Origin of the sequence: Pseudomonas synxantha (genome assembly GCF_900105675.1) — a bacterium.
GTDB lineage: Bacteria > Pseudomonadota > Gammaproteobacteria > Pseudomonadales > Pseudomonadaceae > Aquipseudomonas > Aquipseudomonas synxantha.
Genome location: NZ_LT629786.1, coordinates 6735865 through 6754330, shown reverse-complemented (window position 1 = coordinate 6754330; position 18466 = coordinate 6735865). Strand labels below are relative to the sequence as shown.

Here is an 18466-nt window from a genome sequence, read left to right as displayed (position 1 = left end):
GCTTAGGAGGCCGGCGCAGGCACCGTAGGATCCTTCACCCCGCCATCATCAAACAGGTTCAGCTTCTGCCGCAGCTCATGGGCCGGCAGCGGCTGCTGTTCCGGCGGTAGCGCATTCGGATCAACCGGCACTTCGCCTGGTGCGCCGTCACCCTGGGTCGGTGTCGGTGGCGGCGGCTGGTCGCCCTCAATCGCACGCTGGGCCTTTTTGGTCAGTACCACGATATCAATGCGGCGGTTGACCGGGTTGAACGGGTCCTTGGGATCAAACAACTGCGAGGAAGCAAAACCTACCACTCGCGCCACTTGCGGGTCTGGATAGCTACCGGCCACCAGCGCACGGCGGGCGGCGTTGGCGCGGTTGGCCGAGAGTTCCCAGTTGCCGAAGTCGCCCTGGCCCGCGTAAGGCTTGGCATCGGTATGGCCGCTGATGCTGATCTTGTTCGGCACCGCCTTGATGGTGTCGGCCATGGCCAGCAGGATGTCTTCAAAGTACGGTTTCAAGCGCGCGCTGCCGGAGTCGAACATCGGCCGGTTGGCGGCGTCGGTAATCTGGATGCGCAGCCCCTCGGGCGTGATCTCGAAGGAAATCTGGTCCTTGAACTTCAGCAGCTGCGGATTTTCCTCAACCTTGTTCTGCAATTCCTGCAGCAACAGCTCCAGGCGCTCCTGCTCGACCTGCTCGGCCATGGTTTCAACCGTATCGCGCTCGATCGGGATTTTTTCCTGCGGCGATTCGGTCTGCACTTCCGGGTTGATGGTGCGTTCAGGCGCCAACTGCGGAGAGCCGCCCAAGTCGATCACGAAGGGCGTGCCGCTTTCGGAAAAGCCAATCGGGTCTTTGAAGTAACCGGCGATGGCGATTTTCTGCTCCGGCGTGGCGGTAGACATCAGCCACAGCACCAGAAAGAACGCCATCATTGCCGTGGCGAAGTCTGCGAAGGCGATTTTCCAGGCACCACCATGGTGCCCCGCAGCGAAGCGCTTGACGCGCTTGATGATGATTGGCTGGTTGTTTTCCATGGCTTAGCGACCGCGAACCGCTTGTTCCAGCTCGGAGAAACTTGGGCGATGCTTCGGGTAGAGCACCTTGCGCCCGAACTCCACGGCCAGCGACGGCGGCATGCCCGACGCGGACGCTACCAGGCATGCCTTGATCGCTTCATAGAGGTTGACCTCTTCCTTGGCATCGTGGGCCAGGGATGTGGCAAGCGGCCCAAAGAAACCATAGGCCGCAAGAATACCGAAGAAGGTCCCCACCAGCGCCGCGCCGACGTGCATGCCGATGGCTGCCTGGTCGCCCTCGCCAAGGGAGGCCATGGTCACCACGATACCCAGTACGGCCGCGACAATACCAAAGCCAGGCATGCCGTCGGCGATGCCGGTCACGGCGTGGGACGGATGCTCCAGCTCTTCCTTGAGGCTGAACAACTCCATGTCGAACAGGCCTTCCAGCTCGTGGGGCGCCATATTGCCGGAGGACATGATGCGCAGGTAATCACAGATATAGGCGGTCATGCGCTCGTCTTTGAGCACCGCCGGGTACTTGGCGAAAATCGGGCTGGCGGCGGCGTCTTCGATATCGCCTTCGATCGCCATCATGCCTTCACGGCGGCTCTTGTTGAGGATCTCGTAGACCAGCCCCAGCACTTCCAGATAGAAGGTGTGTGAGAAGCGCGAACTGAACATGCCCAGCGACTTCTTGATCACATGCATGGTCATGTAGCCGGGGTTGGCCTGCAAGAATGCGCCAAACGCCGCGCCGCCGATAATCAGCACTTCGAAAGGTTGAATCAACGCGGCGATTTTACCGTGGGAGAGGACGTACCCTCCGAGCACACTTGCGATGACGACAATGATGCCGATAATTTTAGCCATAGGAGATGGGTACTTGCGCCGTCGGGTTCATGGACATATTGGGTGTTGCGGAAAACTCTTGTTCTACTTATCGGCAAAACTGCGCCAGACTATAGCCCGTTAAGGCGAAAAGCCAATTCGGCCCGTTCCGGGCGTGTTAAACGCAAGTGATGATCGCGCCCCAATCATGGCAAACGAAACGACCGTATCCAATGCAAAACCCACCACCCTCGCCGCTTGGATCAAGTGCCTGGACGATGTGTTGCTGCCCGTGCCCCAGGCCAGCCATGAACGCGTGTGCAAGGCCATTCGCGATAGTCGCAGTTCATTGCGAGATATTGCCGAGCTGATGCAAGACAGTCCGGCCTTGGTGCTCAGCGTCATGCGCGAAGCCAACAGTCAAACCCATGGCAGCCTGGCCGAACCCGCGGAAAACCTCGAAGTGGCGCTTAACCGCCTCGGCCTCGAGCGTGCCGAGGAACTGCTGGCGCGCCTGCCCTCGGTGCCAGCCCAGGAAATCCCCGTTGCGTTGCGCCAATTGCTACTGGTGAGCCAGCACGCGTCCCAGCAAGCCAACGGTTTGTTCGGCAGCCGCTTGGCGCGGTTGTGGCAGGACATCCACTGGGGCAGCCTGCTGTTTCTGTCACCGCTGTGGCCGATGGCCGTCGCCTTCCCCAAGCTCCTGGAGGAATGGGAGCTGCGGGTGATCCATAAAGGCCAGTCGGCGCGCCAGGTCGAGCAAGAATTGTTCGGCGTGCGCTTGCTCGACCTTTGCCTGGAGTTGACCCACGCCTGGCACCTGCCGATCTGGGTGTCACAGGGCTACAAGCTGCTGCTGGCGGAGCAGCGTTTGCTGGTCAAGGCGCTGCACATTGCCCGCGAAGACGATGCCCTGCGCCACCAGCAACTGCTCGATGCCGAGCCCAACCTGCGCCGCTGGCTGAACCAGCCGGCCAACACCGTGCTGCTGGCTAACGGCCTGGCGATGTCGGCCCAGGAATCCTGGACCTGCCCGCACACCGAGCGTTGGCAATACCTGACCGCCCTCTACCTGCAGGTGCCATTGAGTGACGTGCAACAGCAGGTGCACCAGCAAGCTGTGACCAGCGCCCGCACCACCTTGATGCCTGATCTCTGGCACCCGGCGCTGTCGCTGATCTGGCCGTGGCATGTGCAGAAGGTCCATCGCGGACTGCTGCCGGCGCCGCCGCCCACCGCCGAGTCCCTGGCTGTATGGCGCAAGCACTGCACCGAGCTGCTGGTCGAGCCAAATCGCTTCGCCAATGCCATGCACTTGACCACCTGCGCCAAGAACGCCTTGGTAGCCAGCGGTATGCAGCGGGTTTTGCTGTTCATGGCCGATCGCGCCTTGAGTACCTTGCGCGTGCATCAGGCCGACGGGTTGCCTAAGGACGCCGCGCACCTGAGCCTGGATGTAATCAACAGCACATTGCTGCAACGCCTGCTGGAAAAATCCGCACAGGTGCGGCTCAGCCCCGACAACCATGCGCAGTTCTCGGCCTTGCTACCGCCGGTCCTGCGTCGCTTGTTCACCGGCGAGCACTTGCTGTTGCGCTCTTTGAGTTGCAACGGCCGCGTGGTGATGCTGATCGTCGCGGACCAGGGCGGCGGCCCGTTCTCGGAAACCACCGTGCAGGCGTTCGGCAAAACCGCTCAATGCATCGAAAAGGCCTTGCACAGCTTTACCAACCGCAGCACCTGATGCTTGCGCTACAATCGCCGTCTTTAATCGCCAACATTTGTGCCCAGGAGACCTCACATGCCTGACTTCTCTGGCTTGCCGCTGGTGATCGAATCCAGCGATCTGCTTGGCCGCCTTGATGCCGAACACCTGATTGTCGTGGACCTCACCAGTGCCGCCCGCTACGCCGCAGGGCATATCCCCGGCGCGCATTTCGTTGACCCCAAACGCACCCAACTGGGCCAGCCCCCGGCACCCGGCCTATTGCCCAGCCAAGCCGACCTGGAAAAACTGTTCGGCGAACTGGGCCACACCCCGGACGCGACCTACGTGGTCTATGACGACGAAGGCGGCGGCTGGGCCGGGCGCTTTATCTGGATGCTCGACGTGATCGGCCACCCGAAATATCACTACCTCGACGGCGGCCTGCTGGCGTGGCTCGAGGAAGGGCTCCCCCTCTCCACCGAAGCCCCCGCCCCCGTCGGCGGCCCGGTCAGCCTAACGCTGCACGATGGCCCCACCGCCACCCGCGAATACCTGCAAAGCCGTCTCGGCGCCGCCGACCTGGGTATCTGGGACGCCCGCGGCCCGCTGGAGTATTCCGGCGAGAAAATGCTTGCGGCCAAAGGCGGTCACATCCCCGGCGCGGTAAATTTCGAATGGACCGCCGGCATGGACAAGGCGCGCAACCTCCGTATCCGCCGTGACATGCCGCAGGTCCTCGAAGACCTCGGGCTGACCCGCGACAAAGAAATCATCACCCATTGCCAGACTCACCACCGCTCTGGCTTCACCTACCTGGTGGCCAAGGCGCTCGGTTATCCGCGAGTCAAAGGTTATGCCGGTTCCTGGGGCGAATGGGGCAACCACCCCGACACCCCCGTTGAGATTTAAGGTTTAAGGACAGTTATGAAAAAGCAGTTGTTTATCCTCAGCCAGTATTTGCTCCCGCACCACTTGCTCTCACGCTTGGCCGGCTGCATTGCCGAATGCCGCGTGCGCTGGTTCAAGAACGCCTTCACCGCCTGGTTCGCCAAGCGCTACCAAGTGGACATGTCCCAGGCCCTGGTTGAAGACCTGACCGCCTACGAGCACTTCAACGCCTTCTTCACCCGCGCCTTGAAAGACGACGCCCGCCCGCTGGACTCGACCCCAGGCGCGGTACTCAGCCCGGCCGACGGCGCCGTCAGCCAGGTAGGACCGATCGAGCATGGCCGCATCTTCCAGGCCAAGGGCCACAGCTTCAGCGTGCTGGAACTGCTCGGCGGCGACGCGGCACTGGCTGCACCATTCATGGGTGGCGACTTCGCCACTATTTATCTGTCGCCGAAGGACTACCACCGCGTGCACATGCCACTGGCCGGTACCTTGCGCGAGATGGTGTACGTGCCAGGGCGGATTTTCTCGGTCAACCAGACCACCGCCGAAAACGTGCCGGAGCTGTTTGCGCGTAACGAGCGGGTTGTTTGCCTGTTCGACACCGAGCGCGGCCCGATGGCCTTGGTGCTGGTGGGCGCGATGATTGTGGCGTCGATTGAAACTGTGTGGGCCGGCCTGGTGACGCCGCCCAAGCGTGAGCTGAAAACCTTCCGCTACGACGAAGCTGCCCGCGCACCGATTCACCTGGAAAAAGGTGCAGAGATGGGTCGCTTCAAGCTGGGCTCGACCGCCATCGTGCTGTTCGGACCGGAGCAGGTGAAATGGACCGAAGCGTTGTTGGCGGGTTCGCCAGTACAGATGGGCCAGGCTATCGCACTGCCTAAAGCCTAATCTGAAAACTGCAAAGATCAAATGTGGGAGGGGGCTTGCTCCCGATGGCGGTATTCCAGTCGGAGATGTATAGACTGTTCCACCGCCATCGGGAGCAAGCCCCCTCCCACATTTTTGACCGCATTTCGTCAGTTAGAGCTGACCGTCGCGGTCGCGCAAGCCCAGCAGATACAGCACGCCATCCAGACCCAAGGTCGAGATCGCTTGCTTGGCAGATTGCTTGACCAACGGCTTGGCGCGAAACGCCACACCCAGCCCGGCAATCGCCAGCATCGGCAGGTCATTGGCGCCATCGCCGACCGCAATGGTCTGCTCCAGGCGCAAGCCTTCCTTGTGGGCCAGTTCCTTGAGCAGATCCGCCTTGCGCTGCGCATCGACAATCGGCTCGACGGCCAATCCGGTCACCTTGCCATCCACCACTTCCAGCTCGTTGGCAAATACATAGTCAATGCCCAACTTCGCCTGCAACTGCTTGGCGAAGTAGGTGAAGCCGCCCGACAGGATGGCGGTCTTGTAGCCCAGGCGCTTGAGTTCGGCAAACAGGGTTTCAGCGCCCTCGGTCAGGCGCAGTGACGCGCCGATGGAATCCAGCACACTCACGTCCAGGCCCTTGAGCAACGCCAGACGCTCCTTGAAGCTGGCCCGAAAATCCAGCTCACCGGCCATCGCCCGCTCGGTAATCGCGGACACTTGCTCGCCCACACCGGCCGCCTTGGCCAACTCGTCGATGACTTCGGCTTCGATCAGGGTGGAGTCCATGTCGAAAACCGCCAGGCGACGGTTGCGACGGAACAGCGAATCTTCCTGGAAGGCGATATCGACATTCAGCTCCTGGGCCACGCTGAGGAATTCGGCACGTAGCGCTTGCGCATCCGCCGGCTCGCCGCGCACGGAAAACTCGATGCAGCCCTTGCCCTTATCAGCAGGGGTATCCAATGGCATGCGACCTGACAGACGGTCGATATGGTCGATATTCAAACCGTACTGCGCGGTAATGGAGCTGACACGTTGCAACTGCTCGGCAGTGACCTTGCGGGTCAACAGGGTGACGATATGGCGCTTTTTGCCCTGGCCTTGTACCCAGTGCTGGTAGTCCTCTTCGGACACCGGAGTGAAACGCACCTGTTGATCCAGCTTATAGGCCGTAAACAGGATGTCCTTGAGTACCGACGAGGCCTGCTCGGTGCTGGGGATTTCCACCAGGATGCCGAACGACAGAGTGTCATGGATCACCGCCTGGCCGATGTCGAGAATGTTCACACCACCCTGGGCCAGGACGCCGGTAATGGCCGCGGTGAGACCCGGTCGGTCAAGACCTGTGATGTTGATCAGGACAATTTCGCGCAAAGCGCACCCCCAGGCTGGAAAAAAACCGCATTCTACCCACTTTCAGTGACCATCGGGCACAGCCAGCGCTTTGCCGGCCATGGGCCTGTCGCTATACTGCGCGTCAACTTCACGGACCAAGAGCCGAGCGCAAGTGAACCGGCCCACGCCAGTAAAAACCGATAACTTCTTCCTGCTGATCTTCCGGGCACTGCGCCACCGCCGTGTACCGATCGCATTACGCATCGCCAGCCATAACGTGATCCTGGTCGCTTTGGCCCTGGTGATCTACGCCTGCGTGATGGGTTTGCAGTTCAAGCAGGCCATGCATGAGCAAGCCGATGCCCTGGGCGAGAGCCTGACGACCCAGACCGCCACGTCGGCCACTGAGTTGCTGGTGTCCAACGACATCCTCAGCCTCAACGTACTGCTCAACAACCTGACCAAGAACCCGCTGGTGGCCCATGCCGCTATCTATAGCGTGGACAACCGGATCATGGCCGAGGCCGGGCAACGCCCGAAGAACGGCCTGTTGGGTGAAGCCGAGGGCCTGTACCAGAGCAATATCACCTTTCAGGATGTGAAGGCCGGCCAACTGCGTATCAGCCTTGATATGCAGCAATTCCAGCAGCCGATGACCATCAGCCTGCAGAGCATGGGCATCCTGAGCGCAATCCTGCTGGCCCTGGCCCTGGCCTTGAGCTTGCGCCTGGGGCGGCATATCTCCACGCCGCTGATGCAACTGCGTATCTGGCTGCGGGATATCGACGAACACACCCCGGCCACTGATCGCCAGGACGAAATCGGCGACCTCGCACGCCAGCTTCACACCAGCTTTGCACCGGAACCTAAAGAGCCGGAAGTCGAACCAGAGCCAGAGTACGACGACAGCGACGACTACAACGACGAGCCTGAGTTTGAAGTACGCGACCTGCGCGACCCAGGCTTCGACGAAAGCGCGCCGGTAGCCGGCCTGAAGCCAGGGCCGCGCCATGTGATCAAGGCCGAGGAAGACGAGCTGGACGACGAAGACCCGTTCGCCGACCTGCGCGATACCTCGGCCGTGGCCCCAGCTGCTGCGCCAAAGCCGGTAGCGGTGGAAAGGAACACCGAGCCACAGCACAGCGCCGTACTCGCCGTGCAACTGGGAGCCCAGGAGCAACTGCGCCGCCTGCCGCGTGCGCGCCTGACCGAGCTGCTCGAACGCTACCGCGATTGCCTCGACCAGGCCGCCTCGCTGTACCAGAGCGAATTACATACCCTTAACGATGGCAGCACGCTGATGCTGTTCCACAGCGAAGACAGCGGCGAAGATTACCTGACCAATGCAATCTGCTGCGGCGAGCTGTTGCGCGCCCTGGGCCATGCGTTGCAGATTGAAGTGGCCGATAGCGGCATCACCCTGCAACTGCAGCTGGGCTTGACGGTGGGCGATGACCTGTTTGGCATGAGCCAGATCGACCTGCTGCTGACCGAAATCGCCCAGGATGCCCTGGCCTTGTCCCAACACAGCCGCAACCTGCTGTTGGTGGAACGCAAGATCAGTGAGGACGCGCTGATCCGCCAACGCGCCCGCATCCGCCCGATTGCCAGCCCTGAAGGGGCCAGCTGTGTAGAGCGGTTGATGGAGCCATATCCGTCGATGCTGGAACGTCAGTTGGCGCGCATGCATGAGACCCGCAAACCCTGACGAACACCGCAGGTACCTTGTGGGAGGGGGCTTGCCCCCGATAGCGGAGTATCAGTTGGCACATCATTAACTGAACTGCCGCCATCGGGGGCAAGCCCCCTCCCACATTTGGATCTTCTCCACCCAGCAAAAAGGCCCGCAGAGTATGCGGGCCTTTTTGCTGGGTGCGGGATCCAGATCAGAACCTGAACACTTCCAGATCCGTGCGAATCGGGGTAGCCATCGGCATCTTCGGCTTTTCCGGGGCAGCAGGCTTGGGCTGGGAAGCCTGTTTGCGGGGTGTCTCGGCAGCGACCGGCGGTTGGTTGGCCAGTGGCTTGAGCGCCACCGACAACTGCTGCGCCAAGTGCTGCAACAACACACCCTGGGCCTGGACCTGGGAGGCGGTGGTGCCGGCATGCTCTTCCTGCAGGTGCACGATGCGGTTATCCCGCACTTGCCCGCGACGGTCGATCAGGCGCCACTGTGCATCCAGGATCGCGGGTTGCGACTTGCCGGAGTCAAGCCGCGTGATCGTCAACAGCACCTGCACATCCGGTGTAAACCCGGATGGCCCCGGTGCCAGCACTACGCGCTGGCTGTCCAGTTGGCCGGCCACCTGGCGCAACATCAGTTGATTGATATCGGACGACAGGCTGCCCGCCCAACGACCATCGGTGGAACCTTGCAGGCTGCCGTCGTTCTGACGTTGTAGCAGGGTTTCACGTTGCAGGTAATCGGCAACGACTACCGGGCCAAGCAATACCGCCATGCCCGCTGTCTGGGCTGGCTGAGCCGGACTTCCGCTGTCCAGCTGGTACAGCGACACTGGCTGGTGCGTGCTGCAACCCGCCAGCCCCAAAAGGCCAGCGAGCATCAAAAATAGAGGAAGGCGTGGAGCAGTCATCATCCCATCCAGGTGGCTGCCACAAGGCGAACCACAATGTAATACTAAAAATAACCTGACACGCTCGGCCACGCCGGCGCTGGAAAGGCCATATCATCCGTGAATATGCGCCATGACTCCAGCGCGAAAGCGTCGATCTACGCGTTAAATCGTAGATCGAGGCCTCTAGTACAGCTTAAACCGGCGTTTCCACCAGCAAGGCGTCCACTCGCTGGAAGCCGCGAGGCAGTTTATTACCACGCCGACCGCGTTCGCCCTTGTAGTGTTCCAGGTCGTCAGGGCGCAATGACAACGTGCGCTTGCCGGCCTGGAGCACCAGGGTAGAGCCTTCCGGGACCACCGCGATGTCGGTCACGTACTCTTCGCGACTGGCCACCCGGTCGCCGGGAATGCCGATAATCTTGTTGCCCTTGCCTTTGCCCAGCTGCGGCAAATCGCTGATCTTGAACACCAGCAAACGCCCTTCGGTGGTCACCGAAGCCAGCCAGTTGCTCTCACGATCATCCACCGGCCTCGGCAGAATCACCTTGGCGTTGTTCGGCAGGCTCAACAAAGCCTTGCCCGCCTTGTTCTTGGCCTGCAGGTCTTCCCCCTTGACCACGAAACCGTAACCGGCGTCGGAGGCGATGACGTACAGTGAATCATCGTCAGGCAGCAACACGCACTCGAAATTCGCCCCCGGTGGTGGCGTTAGGCGCCCGGTCAACGGCTCGCCCTGCCCTCGTGCAGATGGCAGGGTGTGGGCCGGCACCGAATAACTGCGCCCGGTCGAGTCGATAAACACCGCGAACTGGTTGGAACGCCCGGCCGCAGCGGTCTTGAAGCCATCACCAGCTTTGTACGAAAGGCCGGTGGCGTCAATATCATGCCCTTTGGCGGAACGAACCCAACCCTTTTCCGACAGAACGACGGTAATTTTCTCGTTAGGCAACAGCTCGGTTTCTGTCAGCGCCTTCGCTTCAGCACGCTCGACGATAGGCGAACGGCGGTCATCGCCGTAGGTTTCGGCGTCTTTGATCAACTCACTGCGCACCAGCTTCTTGAGCTTGGCTTCGCTGCCCAGCAGCGCCTGCAGCTTGGCTTGCTCCTTGAGCAGCGCGTCTTGCTCGTCACGCAGCTTCATTTCTTCCAGGCGCGCCAACTGGCGCAAGCGGGTGTCGAGAATATAGTCAGCCTGGATTTCACTCAGCTCGAAACGCGCGATCAGCTCGGCCTTCGGGTGCTCGGCGGTACGGATGATATGGATCACTTCATCCAGGTTCAGGTAGGCAATCAGCAAACCGTCCAACAGGTGCAAGCGGCGCTCAACCTTGTCGAGGCGGAATTGCAGGCGGCGGCGCACGGTTTGTACGCGGAACTCCAGCCATTCCACCAGTAGATTGCGCAGGTTCTTCAACTGCGGCTTGCCGTCCAGGCCGATGATATTGACGTTGACCCGATAGCTGGACTCCAGGTCGGTGCTGGCAAACAAATGCTGCATCAACACTTCATGATCCACCCGGCTATTGGTCGGGATGATCACGATGCGGCACGGGTTCTCATGGTCGGACTCGTCACGCAGGTCGGTCACTTGGGGCAGTTTCGATGGCTTGGCCTGCATCAATGCGGCGATCTGCTCCAGCACCTTGGCACCGGACACCTGGTGCGGCAGCGCGGTGACAATGATGTCGCCGTCTTCGATGTGGTACACGGCGCGCATGCGCACCGAGCCCTTGCCGGTTTCGTACATCTTCAACAGGTCGGCACGGGGCGTGATGATTTCCGCTTCGGTCGGGTAATCCGGGCCCTGGATATGCTCGCAAAGCTGCTCGACCGTAGCCTTGGGCTCATCCAGCAAGCGCACGCAGGCAGTGGCGACTTCGCGCAGGTTGTGCGGCGGTACGTCGGTGGCCATGCCGACCGCGATACCCGTGGTGCCATTGAGCAGGATATTCGGCAAACGTGCCGGCAATACCAAAGGTTCGTCGAGGGTTCCGTCAAAGTTCGGGCCCCAGTTCGCAGTGCCCTGGCCCAATTCGCTGAGCAGTACTTCGGAGTAACGCGACAACCGCGCCTCGGTATAACGCATGGCAGCGAAGGACTTGGGATCATCCGGCGCCCCCCAGTTGCCCTGGCCGTCCACCAGGGTGTAGCGGTAGCTGAACGGCTGGGCCATCAGCACCATGGCCTCATAGCACGCCGAATCGCCGTGGGGGTGGAACTTACCGAGCACGTCACCGACGGTACGCGCCGACTTCTTGTGCTTGGAATCGGCGTCCAGGCCCAACTCACTCATGGCATAGATGATGCGCCGTTGCACGGGCTTCAGGCCGTCGCCGATATGCGGCAAGGCACGGTCCATGATCACGTACATGGAGTAGTTGAGGTAGGCATTTTCGGTGAAGTCAGCCAGCGACCGGCGTTCTACGCCATCTAAGCTGTCTGCGAGGATGTCACTCATGCGGGCCTCATCATTGTTGGGTAACGCGCAGCGGAACTGCCGCTGCGCCGGGTCATTTGAAAAAACTGCGGGCTCATGGCTGGGCGCTCCAGCCACCGTCGGGGGCGGCGAAACGATAGACCATGGGGCGTTTTTCACCATCGGCGCGGGGGCCAAAATTATTGTCGATACCGATCCACGCGCCGTCGGCATCCACCACCAGGGCTTCGGCCAGTCCATAAGCCTGTGCATAACGTCGCGGCGGCGTGAGCATCTGGTCGGCAAACGACCAGCACAGCTCGACCTTGGCCGTGAGCGTATCGCGCCGGCAAATCTGGAACGCATTGCGCTCCAGGGTAAACAGCTTGCCGTTGAACAGCGCCAGGTCGGCAAAGTCCTTGGATACCGCCTTGGCGTTGGTGAACTGCGCCGGCTGCACTTCCTGGCCGGCCTCACTCAACAACACACAGGCGCCGTCGCAATCCCATACGCTCTGGCCACGCTTGATCGAGATCAAGCCACGGCGTTCACGTTCGGCGGCCAGCCAGATCTGATTGCCTTCGGGGTTTACCGCCAGGCCTTCGAACAAGGCATTGAAGTGCAGCAACATGCCACTGGCCCGGGCTTCGCGCACCGTGCCAGGGGCAATTTTCAACCATTCGGGCGCGCCAGTCGCCGGGACCTGCAACACCGCCGCATGGGCTTCGCTGACAATGTAGCGATTACCCACGGCATCACAGCTGATGCCTTCAAAATCCAGGTCACCGCCGCGAATGAACGAAGCAGCCTTGGTGCGCGAACGCAACCCCCAAGGCAGACCGGACTCGGGCACGGGCGGCACATCGATCTGCACCGCTTGGGCGTTCCAGGTCGGCGCGCCGGTATCCAGCCGGTAGATCTGGTCGTCATCCCGGTCAGATACCGTCCACAGTTCCTTGCCACACAACGCCAGGCCCGAAAGGTTGCCGCCGCGCATGCCGTCCACCGGGTGCTCGGACACCAACTTGAGCTCCGCCACGGGCGCGGCAACCACCTGGGTGGCCGCCAGCCCGCTCAACATCAGGATTGCCAGGGCGAAGCCTGTGCGCATCAGCCCAGAACCTCGGCCAGGTTGCCTTTGGATTCCAGCCAGGCCTTGCGATCCGGCGCACGCTTCTTCGCCAGCAGCATGTCCATCATTTCCGACGTGCCGGCGAAGTCTTCCAGGGTCAACTGCACCAGGCGCCGGGTGTTCGGGTCCATGGTGGTTTCGCGCAGTTGGGGCGGGTTCATCTCACCCAGGCCCTTGAATCGCGTGACCTGAGGCTTACCGCGTTTCTTCTCGGCCACCAGGCGATCGAGGATGCCATCGCGCTCGGCTTCGTCCAGAGCGTAGAAAATCTCCTTGCCCAGGTCGATGCGATACAGCGGCGGCATGGCGACGTAGACGTGACCGGCATCCACCAACGGGCGGAAATGCTGCACGAACAACGCGCACAGCAAGGTGGCGATGTGCAGGCCGTCGGAGTCGGCGTCGGCGAGGATACAGATCTTGCCGTAGCGCAGCTGGCTCATGTCCGCCGCACCCGGGTCGACCCCGATGGCCACGGCGATGTTATGCACTTCCTGACTGGCCAGCACTTCGCTGCCGTCGACTTCCCAGGTGTTGAGGATCTTGCCGCGCAGCGGCAGGATCGCCTGAAACTCCTTGTCCCGCGCTTGCTTGGCGGAGCCACCGGCGGAGTCACCTTCGACCAGGAACAGCTCGGAGCGCATCGGGTCCTGCCCGGCGCAATCGGCCAGCTTGCCCGGCAATGCCGGGCCCTGGGTGATGCGCTTGCGCTCGACCTTTTTGCTGGCCTTCAAGCGCCGGCCGGCGTTGTTGATCGCCAGCTCAGCCAGGGCCAGGCCCAGTTCCGGGTGCTCGTTGAGCCACAGGCTGAAAGCGTCCTTGACCACACCGGAGACAAACGCTGCCGCTTCACGGGACGACAGCCGCTCCTTGGTCTGGCCGGAAAATTGCGGCTCCTGCATCTTCATCGACAGCACGAACGCGATGCGTTCCCATACGTCTTCCGGCGCCAGCTTTACACCACGCGGCAACAGGCTGCGGTATTCGCAGAATTCGCGCATGGCGTCCAGCAAGCCCTGGCGCAAACCGTTGACATGGGTGCCGCCCTGGGCGGTGGGGATCAGGTTGACGTAGCTTTCCTGTACGCTGTCGCCACCTTCGGGCAACCACAGCAGCGCCCAGTCGACGGCTTCCTTATTACCCGCCAGGCTGCCGCAGAACGGCTCGTTGGGCAGGCGTTCGAAGTCGCTGACAGAGTCTTCGAGATACGAGCGCAGGCCGTCTTCGTAGTGCCACTCGACCTTCTCGCCGGTGCCCTTGTCTTCAAAGCTGACCAATAGACCCGGGCACAACACAGCCTTGGCCTTGAGCACATGCTTGAGGCGGCTGATGGAAAATTTCGGCGAATCGAAGTATTTCGGGTCCGGGGCGAAGTACACGCTGGTACCGGTATTGCGCTTGCCAACAGTGCCGACCACTTCCAGCTCGGTGGCTTTATAGCCATCGGCGAAGGTCATCTGGTACTCGTTGCCGTCGCGCTTGACCTTGACCCGCACCTGGGTCGACAGCGCGTTGACCACGGAAATACCCACACCGTGCAAACCACCGGAGAACTGGTAGTTCTTGTTGGAGAACTTGCCGCCGGCGTGCAGCTTGGTCAGGATCAGCTCGACGCCCGACACGCCCTCTTCCGGGTGAATGTCCACCGGCATGCCGCGACCATCGTCGGACACTTCAAGGGAGTGGTCGGCATGAAGGATGACTTGCACCGACTTCGCGTGCCCGGCCAAGGCTTCGTCGACGCTGTTGTCGATGACTTCCTGGGCAAGGTGGTTCGGCCGACTGGTGTCGGTGTACATACCGGGACGTTTGCGCACCGGGTCGAGGCCCGAGAGGACTTCGATGGCGTCGGCGTTATAAGAGCTAGCGCTGGGAGTGGCCATGGGGTCTCGTCGTGAGTCGTTCGATTAAAAAGTGACCTGCGATTTTCTACAGTGACGAAAAATCGAAGGATTGATACTGATCTGCGCCAATGCCGGCAAAGCTCAACAGTGCCGGCAATTGCTCGGCGAACCCCTGGTAACCATGGTCGCCACCGGCCTGGATGCGCAATGCACAGGCCCGGTAATACTGCTGGGCGAGGCGATAGTCCAGGGTTTCATCCCCGGTCTGCAACCACACCTGATAACGCGCGGCATCCTGGGGTGCCGGTACTTCAAGTTCGGCCAGCGCCGCGACGTGATCGTGGGTCAATTCCCAGGTCTCATCGGTGTAGAGGTTCTTCTGGGTGCCCAGGTAACCGTCGAACATCCGATGGGGGCTGACCGCCGGGTTGACCAGCAGCGCCTTTAGACCATGGCGTTCGGCAAGATGGGTTGCATAGTAGCCGCCGAGTGAGCTGCCGACCAGCAGCGGCCGCCCCAGTTGGTCAATGGCCTGCTCCAATTGCGGAATAGCCTGACGCGGGTGGTGATGCAGGGCCGGCACACGCAGTTGGTCGGCCAGGCCGAGGGCACCCATCACGGTGATCAACTGACTGGCCTTGTTGGACGCCGGAGCACTGTTGAAACCGTGGATATACAGGATCGAAGCGGACATGCCGGGCTCTCCGTGCGTGGGCCAAAGAGGCGCAGTTTACAGGGATCGGAGTGAGGTGTGAGCACCCGATCTTCCAGACACCGCAGAACCCATGTGGGAGGGGGCTTGCTCCCGATGGCGGTGTGTCAGCCCCAATAGCTGTGACTGACCCACCGCCATCGGGAGCAAGCCCCCTCCCACATTTGATCAGTGTTTGCAGGTCTTAATAGCCGTTGCTGCCGTAGTCGACGGTAAACGCGAAGTCCCGAAGCCGTTCCACCCCAGTCTCCAACCGTCCGTCGGCATGCAAGCGAAGCCAGCGATACCCCGGCGCTTGCTCGCTGACCTGGAAGTCCTCGCTGCCCGGCGCGAACTGGATACAGGTGGACGGCGACGCCAGTAACCGCAGCCCGTTGCGCTCGCGGTCGATCTCCTGGTGCACGTGCCCCCAGAGCAGCGCCCGCGCTTGCGGGAAGCGGTCAAGCACGGCAAACAGCGCCTCGGGATTACGCAGGCCGATAGGCTCCATCCACGCACAACCGATGGACACTGGATGATGGTGCAGGCACACCAGATGATGACGGTTCGGCGCTTCGCTCAGTGCCTGGGCGAGCAGCTGCAGTTGCTGGTCCTGCAAGTAGCCCGGCACCGAGCCGGGTACGGCCGAGTCCAACAGGGTAATGCGCCAGTTACCGATATCCACCACCGGCTCGAGCAAATCACTGTGCACGGCCGCCTGGGCCATGACCTGCGGCTCGTCGTGATTGCCCGGGATCCAGCGCGCCGGGGCGTCGATCGGCCGGGTCATGTCACGAAATTGCTGGTAGGACTTGAGCGTGCCGTCCTGGGACAGGTCACCGGTGGCCAGCACCAGATCGATCCGCGGCTGTTGCTCGCGCACCAGTTCGATCACCCGCTGCAAGCTGGCACGGGTATTCATGCCCAATAGGGTGGTGTCCGCCTCGGCGAACAAATGGCTGTCGGACAGCTGCACCAACAACGCGCTGGCGTCGGGGTTCACGTTGGATACGCTCGGCAAGGCGCTCTCCCAAGGCAATCACTGGAATGGATAGGTGGCGCGATTATGCTAGGGCAGGACACAAAGAGGAAAGCTGGGCAAGCAGACGCAGTTCACATCTACCGCACGACTTCAAACTCATGACCCAAGGCCAGGCAGTGGCTCAGCCATTCCCCGAGGAACACATTGAGCTGTGCTTTCTCGTCGGGTTGGTGCATGAACACATTCGGGTAAGGATAGATGCTGCGAAAGCGTCGCGCATGCTCGGCGCTGATCACTTCGGCCATACGCGCATCGTGGTACACCTGCACTTCCAATTGCGGTACCGGCAGCCAAGGCAGGCTGTGCTCCTGGCGCACGCGCAGCGTCGTGGTGTACGGGCAGGTGAGGATGACTTCCAGGGCCAGCACGCCGAGCATCTGGTCGCCATGGGTCACCGCGATACGCCGCGCCTCGGGGGTGTGGCGCATGTCGGGGAGCAGGCGCATCAGCCGCGCATAGTTGGCCTCGCAGGCGGCTTGCAGCCCGATCAGGTCAACTCGGTAACGTTCTCGTGCCTTTACTGCCATAACCCCCTCACTTCCGCGCGATTAAGCGCAAGCCACTGCAGGGCAATGATGCTGGCTGCATTGGAAATCTTGCCGTCGCGCACCGCTTGCAAGGCGTCTTCGAATGCCCAGGCGGTAACGCGGATATCTTCTGCTTCTTCTTCCAGTCCATGGACGCCGCCAGCGCCCGAGCTGTCGCAACGGCCCAGGTACAGGTGGACAAATTCGGTACTGCCGCCGGGCGACGGGAAATACTTGGTGATCGGCCACAGTGCGGAGAATGTCAGCCCAGCTTCCTCCTCGGCCTCGCGGTGTGCAACTTCCTCCGGTTGTTCATCCTTATCAATCAGGCCGGCGACCATCTCCACCAGCCACGGGTTGCCGGCGCGCCCCATGGCGCCGATGCGGAACTGTTCGATCAACACCACCTCATCACGTTGTGGGTCGTAGGGCAGCACGCACACAGCATCATGACGCACGAAGACTTCGCGGTTGATCACCCGGCTCATGCCGCCATCGAACTTCTCGTGGCGCAATTGCACGCGATCGAGCTTGTAGAAGCCCTGGTAGGCATTGTCGCGCTGAACGATCTCGATTCTGTTCGGCGTGGACTTGGCAATGTCCGTCATATTTTTCCTCAATGTCTGCGTGCAATTCGCGCCATCCTAACGCGCCAATGCCCGTTGATGCAGCCCCTTTCCGGTTGCCGGGACAGGCGGCGGACGTCAAACTCACCCTTATCAGTCTAGTGGCGAACTGACGGCCTCGTCGGCAGTCCAAGCGCTACTCTTTTTCGCTTTCCACCGATTTACGAAGGACACACATGTCGCTTTTAAGAATCGCCTCCGTGGCCTGTATTGCCTTGACCCTGGGTGCCTGCCAAAGCCTGTTCCAACCCGGCCATCTCAAGCCGCTGGACACCACACCCGATAAAACGGAGCAGATCAAGCCCGGCTGCGACAGCCCTGACTGCCCGCTGGTGAACATCGATACCCTGCACTTCCCGGCCGAGCCGCAGCTCGACACCCTGGTAGAGCAACGCCTGCTGCAAATGACCCGCACCACCCCGGGTGCTGCCGTGCCGGCCACCTTGAATGCCTATCGTGACAAGTTCCTGCGTGAATCGCCGAACCGCCACAGCATGTACTTGCAGGCCAAGGTACGCGAGCAGCATGACGGACTGGTGATCATTGAAGTGTCCAGCTACCTGGACACCGGCGTCGCCCACGGCGAGCCGGGGCGCGGCTTCATTAATTATTCACGCCTGCTGCATAAGGAACTGAACCTGGCCGACATGCTGCTGCCCGGCCAGGAACAGGCGTTCTGGAACACCGCGAAGGTCGCCCACAACACCTGGCTGATCAACTCGCAGATGGACCGCGACCCAGAGTTCGTAAAGAACTGGCCGTTTCAGAAAACCCCGAACGTGGCCCTGACCAGCAGCGGCGTGGTACTCAAGTACAACGTCGCCACCATCGCCCCATACGCCATGGGGCTGATCGAAATGACTATCCCCTATGCGCGCCTCAGCGGTGTGATCAAGCCTGAACTGGTGCCGGCTCGCCACTGAAGGGGGTGAAGGCCCAAGGGGGCTATCTCTGAGGGGGTTTGTTATTTGGGAGA

The 18466-nt window shown here is 61.4% G+C and carries 16 protein-coding genes; 5 read left to right on the top strand and 11 right to left on the bottom strand.

What is annotated here, in order from left to right; all coding sequences use genetic code 11:
* Positions 1-2 precede the first annotated feature (2 nt).
* Both motB and motA read right to left on the bottom strand, forming a co-directional pair.
* Positions 3-1022 (bottom strand): flagellar motor protein MotB, encoded by a 1020-nt coding sequence (gene motB, locus BLU48_RS31175; RefSeq protein WP_057023433.1) that lies wholly within the window; start codon positions 1020-1022, stop codon positions 3-5.
* Positions 1023-1025: 3 nt separating this feature from the next.
* Positions 1026-1877, bottom strand: coding sequence for a flagellar motor stator protein MotA (gene motA / locus BLU48_RS31170; RefSeq protein ID WP_043047893.1), 852 nt, complete (start codon positions 1875-1877; stop codon positions 1026-1028).
* A 166-nt stretch (positions 1878-2043) separates the two neighbouring features.
* Between motA and BLU48_RS31165 the strand changes: the two genes are divergently transcribed.
* From BLU48_RS31165 to asd, 3 genes are read left to right on the top strand one after another with little or no spacing between them, the layout of a single operon-like run.
* The gene (locus BLU48_RS31165) at positions 2044-3579 is read left to right on the top strand and encodes an HDOD domain-containing protein (protein WP_057023434.1); all 1536 of its coding nucleotides are present in this window, start codon (positions 2044-2046) and stop codon (positions 3577-3579) included.
* Positions 3580-3636: 57 nt separating this feature from the next.
* Positions 3637-4452, top strand: a complete 816-nt coding sequence (locus BLU48_RS31160; protein ID WP_057023435.1) for a rhodanese-like domain-containing protein — start codon at positions 3637-3639, stop codon at positions 4450-4452.
* Between the two features lie 15 nt (positions 4453-4467).
* Complete coding sequence (gene asd / locus BLU48_RS31155) at positions 4468-5328, top strand: archaetidylserine decarboxylase (protein WP_057023436.1); 861 nt, start codon at positions 4468-4470, stop codon at positions 5326-5328.
* Positions 5329-5460: 132 nt separating this feature from the next.
* On the opposite strand, the gene serB is transcribed toward asd, so the two are convergent.
* Complete coding sequence (serB, locus tag BLU48_RS31150; protein WP_057023437.1) at positions 5461-6675, bottom strand: phosphoserine phosphatase SerB; 1215 nt, start codon at positions 6673-6675, stop codon at positions 5461-5463.
* A gap of 133 nt (positions 6676-6808) precedes the next feature.
* On the opposite strand from serB, the gene BLU48_RS31145 reads away from it, so the two are divergent.
* On the top strand, positions 6809-8344 hold the full coding sequence (locus tag BLU48_RS31145) for an AhpA/YtjB family protein (protein WP_057023438.1): 1536 nt from the start codon (positions 6809-6811) through the stop codon (positions 8342-8344).
* 178 nt (positions 8345-8522) lie between these two features.
* Here the strand turns inward: BLU48_RS31145 and BLU48_RS31140 are convergent, their stop codons facing one another.
* The 8 genes from BLU48_RS31140 to BLU48_RS31105 all read right to left on the bottom strand — a co-directional run bounded on the left by BLU48_RS31140 (position 8523) and on the right by BLU48_RS31105 (position 17472).
* Complete coding sequence (locus BLU48_RS31140) at positions 8523-9233, bottom strand: PqiC family protein (RefSeq protein ID WP_043047900.1); 711 nt, start codon at positions 9231-9233, stop codon at positions 8523-8525.
* A 172-nt stretch (positions 9234-9405) separates the two neighbouring features.
* A complete protein-coding gene (gene parC / locus BLU48_RS31135) occupies positions 9406-11670 on the bottom strand; it encodes a DNA topoisomerase IV subunit A (protein ID WP_057023439.1) in 2265 nt (754 codons plus the stop codon).
* Between the two features lie 73 nt (positions 11671-11743).
* On the bottom strand, positions 11744-12739 hold the full coding sequence (locus BLU48_RS31130) for an esterase-like activity of phytase family protein (RefSeq protein WP_057023440.1): 996 nt from the start codon (positions 12737-12739) through the stop codon (positions 11744-11746).
* A complete protein-coding gene (gene parE, locus BLU48_RS31125; protein ID WP_046070629.1) occupies positions 12739-14643 on the bottom strand; it encodes a DNA topoisomerase IV subunit B in 1905 nt (634 codons plus the stop codon). Before parE ends, BLU48_RS31130 begins: the two co-directional genes overlap by 1 nt.
* A gap of 46 nt (positions 14644-14689) precedes the next feature.
* A complete protein-coding gene (locus BLU48_RS31120) occupies positions 14690-15298 on the bottom strand; it encodes a YqiA/YcfP family alpha/beta fold hydrolase (protein ID WP_057023441.1) in 609 nt (202 codons plus the stop codon).
* A gap of 202 nt (positions 15299-15500) precedes the next feature.
* The gene (gene cpdA / locus BLU48_RS31115) at positions 15501-16316 is read right to left on the bottom strand and encodes a 3',5'-cyclic-AMP phosphodiesterase (protein ID WP_057023442.1); all 816 of its coding nucleotides are present in this window, start codon (positions 16314-16316) and stop codon (positions 15501-15503) included.
* Between the two features lie 98 nt (positions 16317-16414).
* A complete protein-coding gene (locus BLU48_RS31110; protein WP_043047907.1) occupies positions 16415-16864 on the bottom strand; it encodes a DUF1249 domain-containing protein in 450 nt (149 codons plus the stop codon).
* Complete coding sequence (locus BLU48_RS31105; protein WP_046070627.1) at positions 16855-17472, bottom strand: NUDIX domain-containing protein; 618 nt, start codon at positions 17470-17472, stop codon at positions 16855-16857. Before BLU48_RS31105 ends, BLU48_RS31110 begins: the two co-directional genes overlap by 10 nt.
* 194 nt (positions 17473-17666) lie before the next feature.
* Between BLU48_RS31105 and BLU48_RS31100 the strand changes: the two genes are divergently transcribed.
* Positions 17667-18413: an RsiV family protein gene (locus tag BLU48_RS31100; protein WP_057023443.1), complete on the top strand. Its 747-nt coding sequence runs from the start codon at positions 17667-17669 to the stop codon at positions 18411-18413.
* Positions 18414-18466: the final 53 nt, after the last annotated feature.

Bases quoted from the DNA above. Each gene is read 5' to 3' on its own strand.
- motB (WP_057023433.1), bottom strand. From the start codon at position 1,022: ATGGAAAACAACCAGCCAATCATCATCAAGCGCGTCAAGCGCTTCGCT.
- motA (WP_043047893.1), bottom strand. From the start codon at position 1,877: ATGGCTAAAATTATCGGCATCATTGTCGTCATCGCAAGTGTGCTCGGA.
- BLU48_RS31165 (WP_057023434.1), top strand. From the start codon at position 2,044: ATGGCAAACGAAACGACCGTATCCAATGCAAAACCCACCACCCTCGCC.
- BLU48_RS31160 (WP_057023435.1), top strand. From the start codon at position 3,637: ATGCCTGACTTCTCTGGCTTGCCGCTGGTGATCGAATCCAGCGATCTG.
- asd (WP_057023436.1), top strand. From the start codon at position 4,468: ATGAAAAAGCAGTTGTTTATCCTCAGCCAGTATTTGCTCCCGCACCAC.
- BLU48_RS31140 (WP_043047900.1), bottom strand. From the start codon at position 9,233: ATGATGACTGCTCCACGCCTTCCTCTATTTTTGATGCTCGCTGGCCTT.
- parC (WP_057023439.1), bottom strand. From the start codon at position 11,670: ATGAGTGACATCCTCGCAGACAGCTTAGATGGCGTAGAACGCCGGTCG.
- BLU48_RS31130 (WP_057023440.1), bottom strand. From the start codon at position 12,739: ATGCGCACAGGCTTCGCCCTGGCAATCCTGATGTTGAGCGGGCTGGCG.
- parE (WP_046070629.1), bottom strand. From the start codon at position 14,643: ATGGCCACTCCCAGCGCTAGCTCTTATAACGCCGACGCCATCGAAGTC.
- BLU48_RS31120 (WP_057023441.1), bottom strand. From the start codon at position 15,298: ATGTCCGCTTCGATCCTGTATATCCACGGTTTCAACAGTGCTCCGGCG.
- BLU48_RS31110 (WP_043047907.1), bottom strand. From the start codon at position 16,864: ATGGCAGTAAAGGCACGAGAACGTTACCGAGTTGACCTGATCGGGCTG.
- BLU48_RS31105 (WP_046070627.1), bottom strand. From the start codon at position 17,472: ATGACGGACATTGCCAAGTCCACGCCGAACAGAATCGAGATCGTTCAG.
- BLU48_RS31100 (WP_057023443.1), top strand. From the start codon at position 17,667: ATGTCGCTTTTAAGAATCGCCTCCGTGGCCTGTATTGCCTTGACCCTG.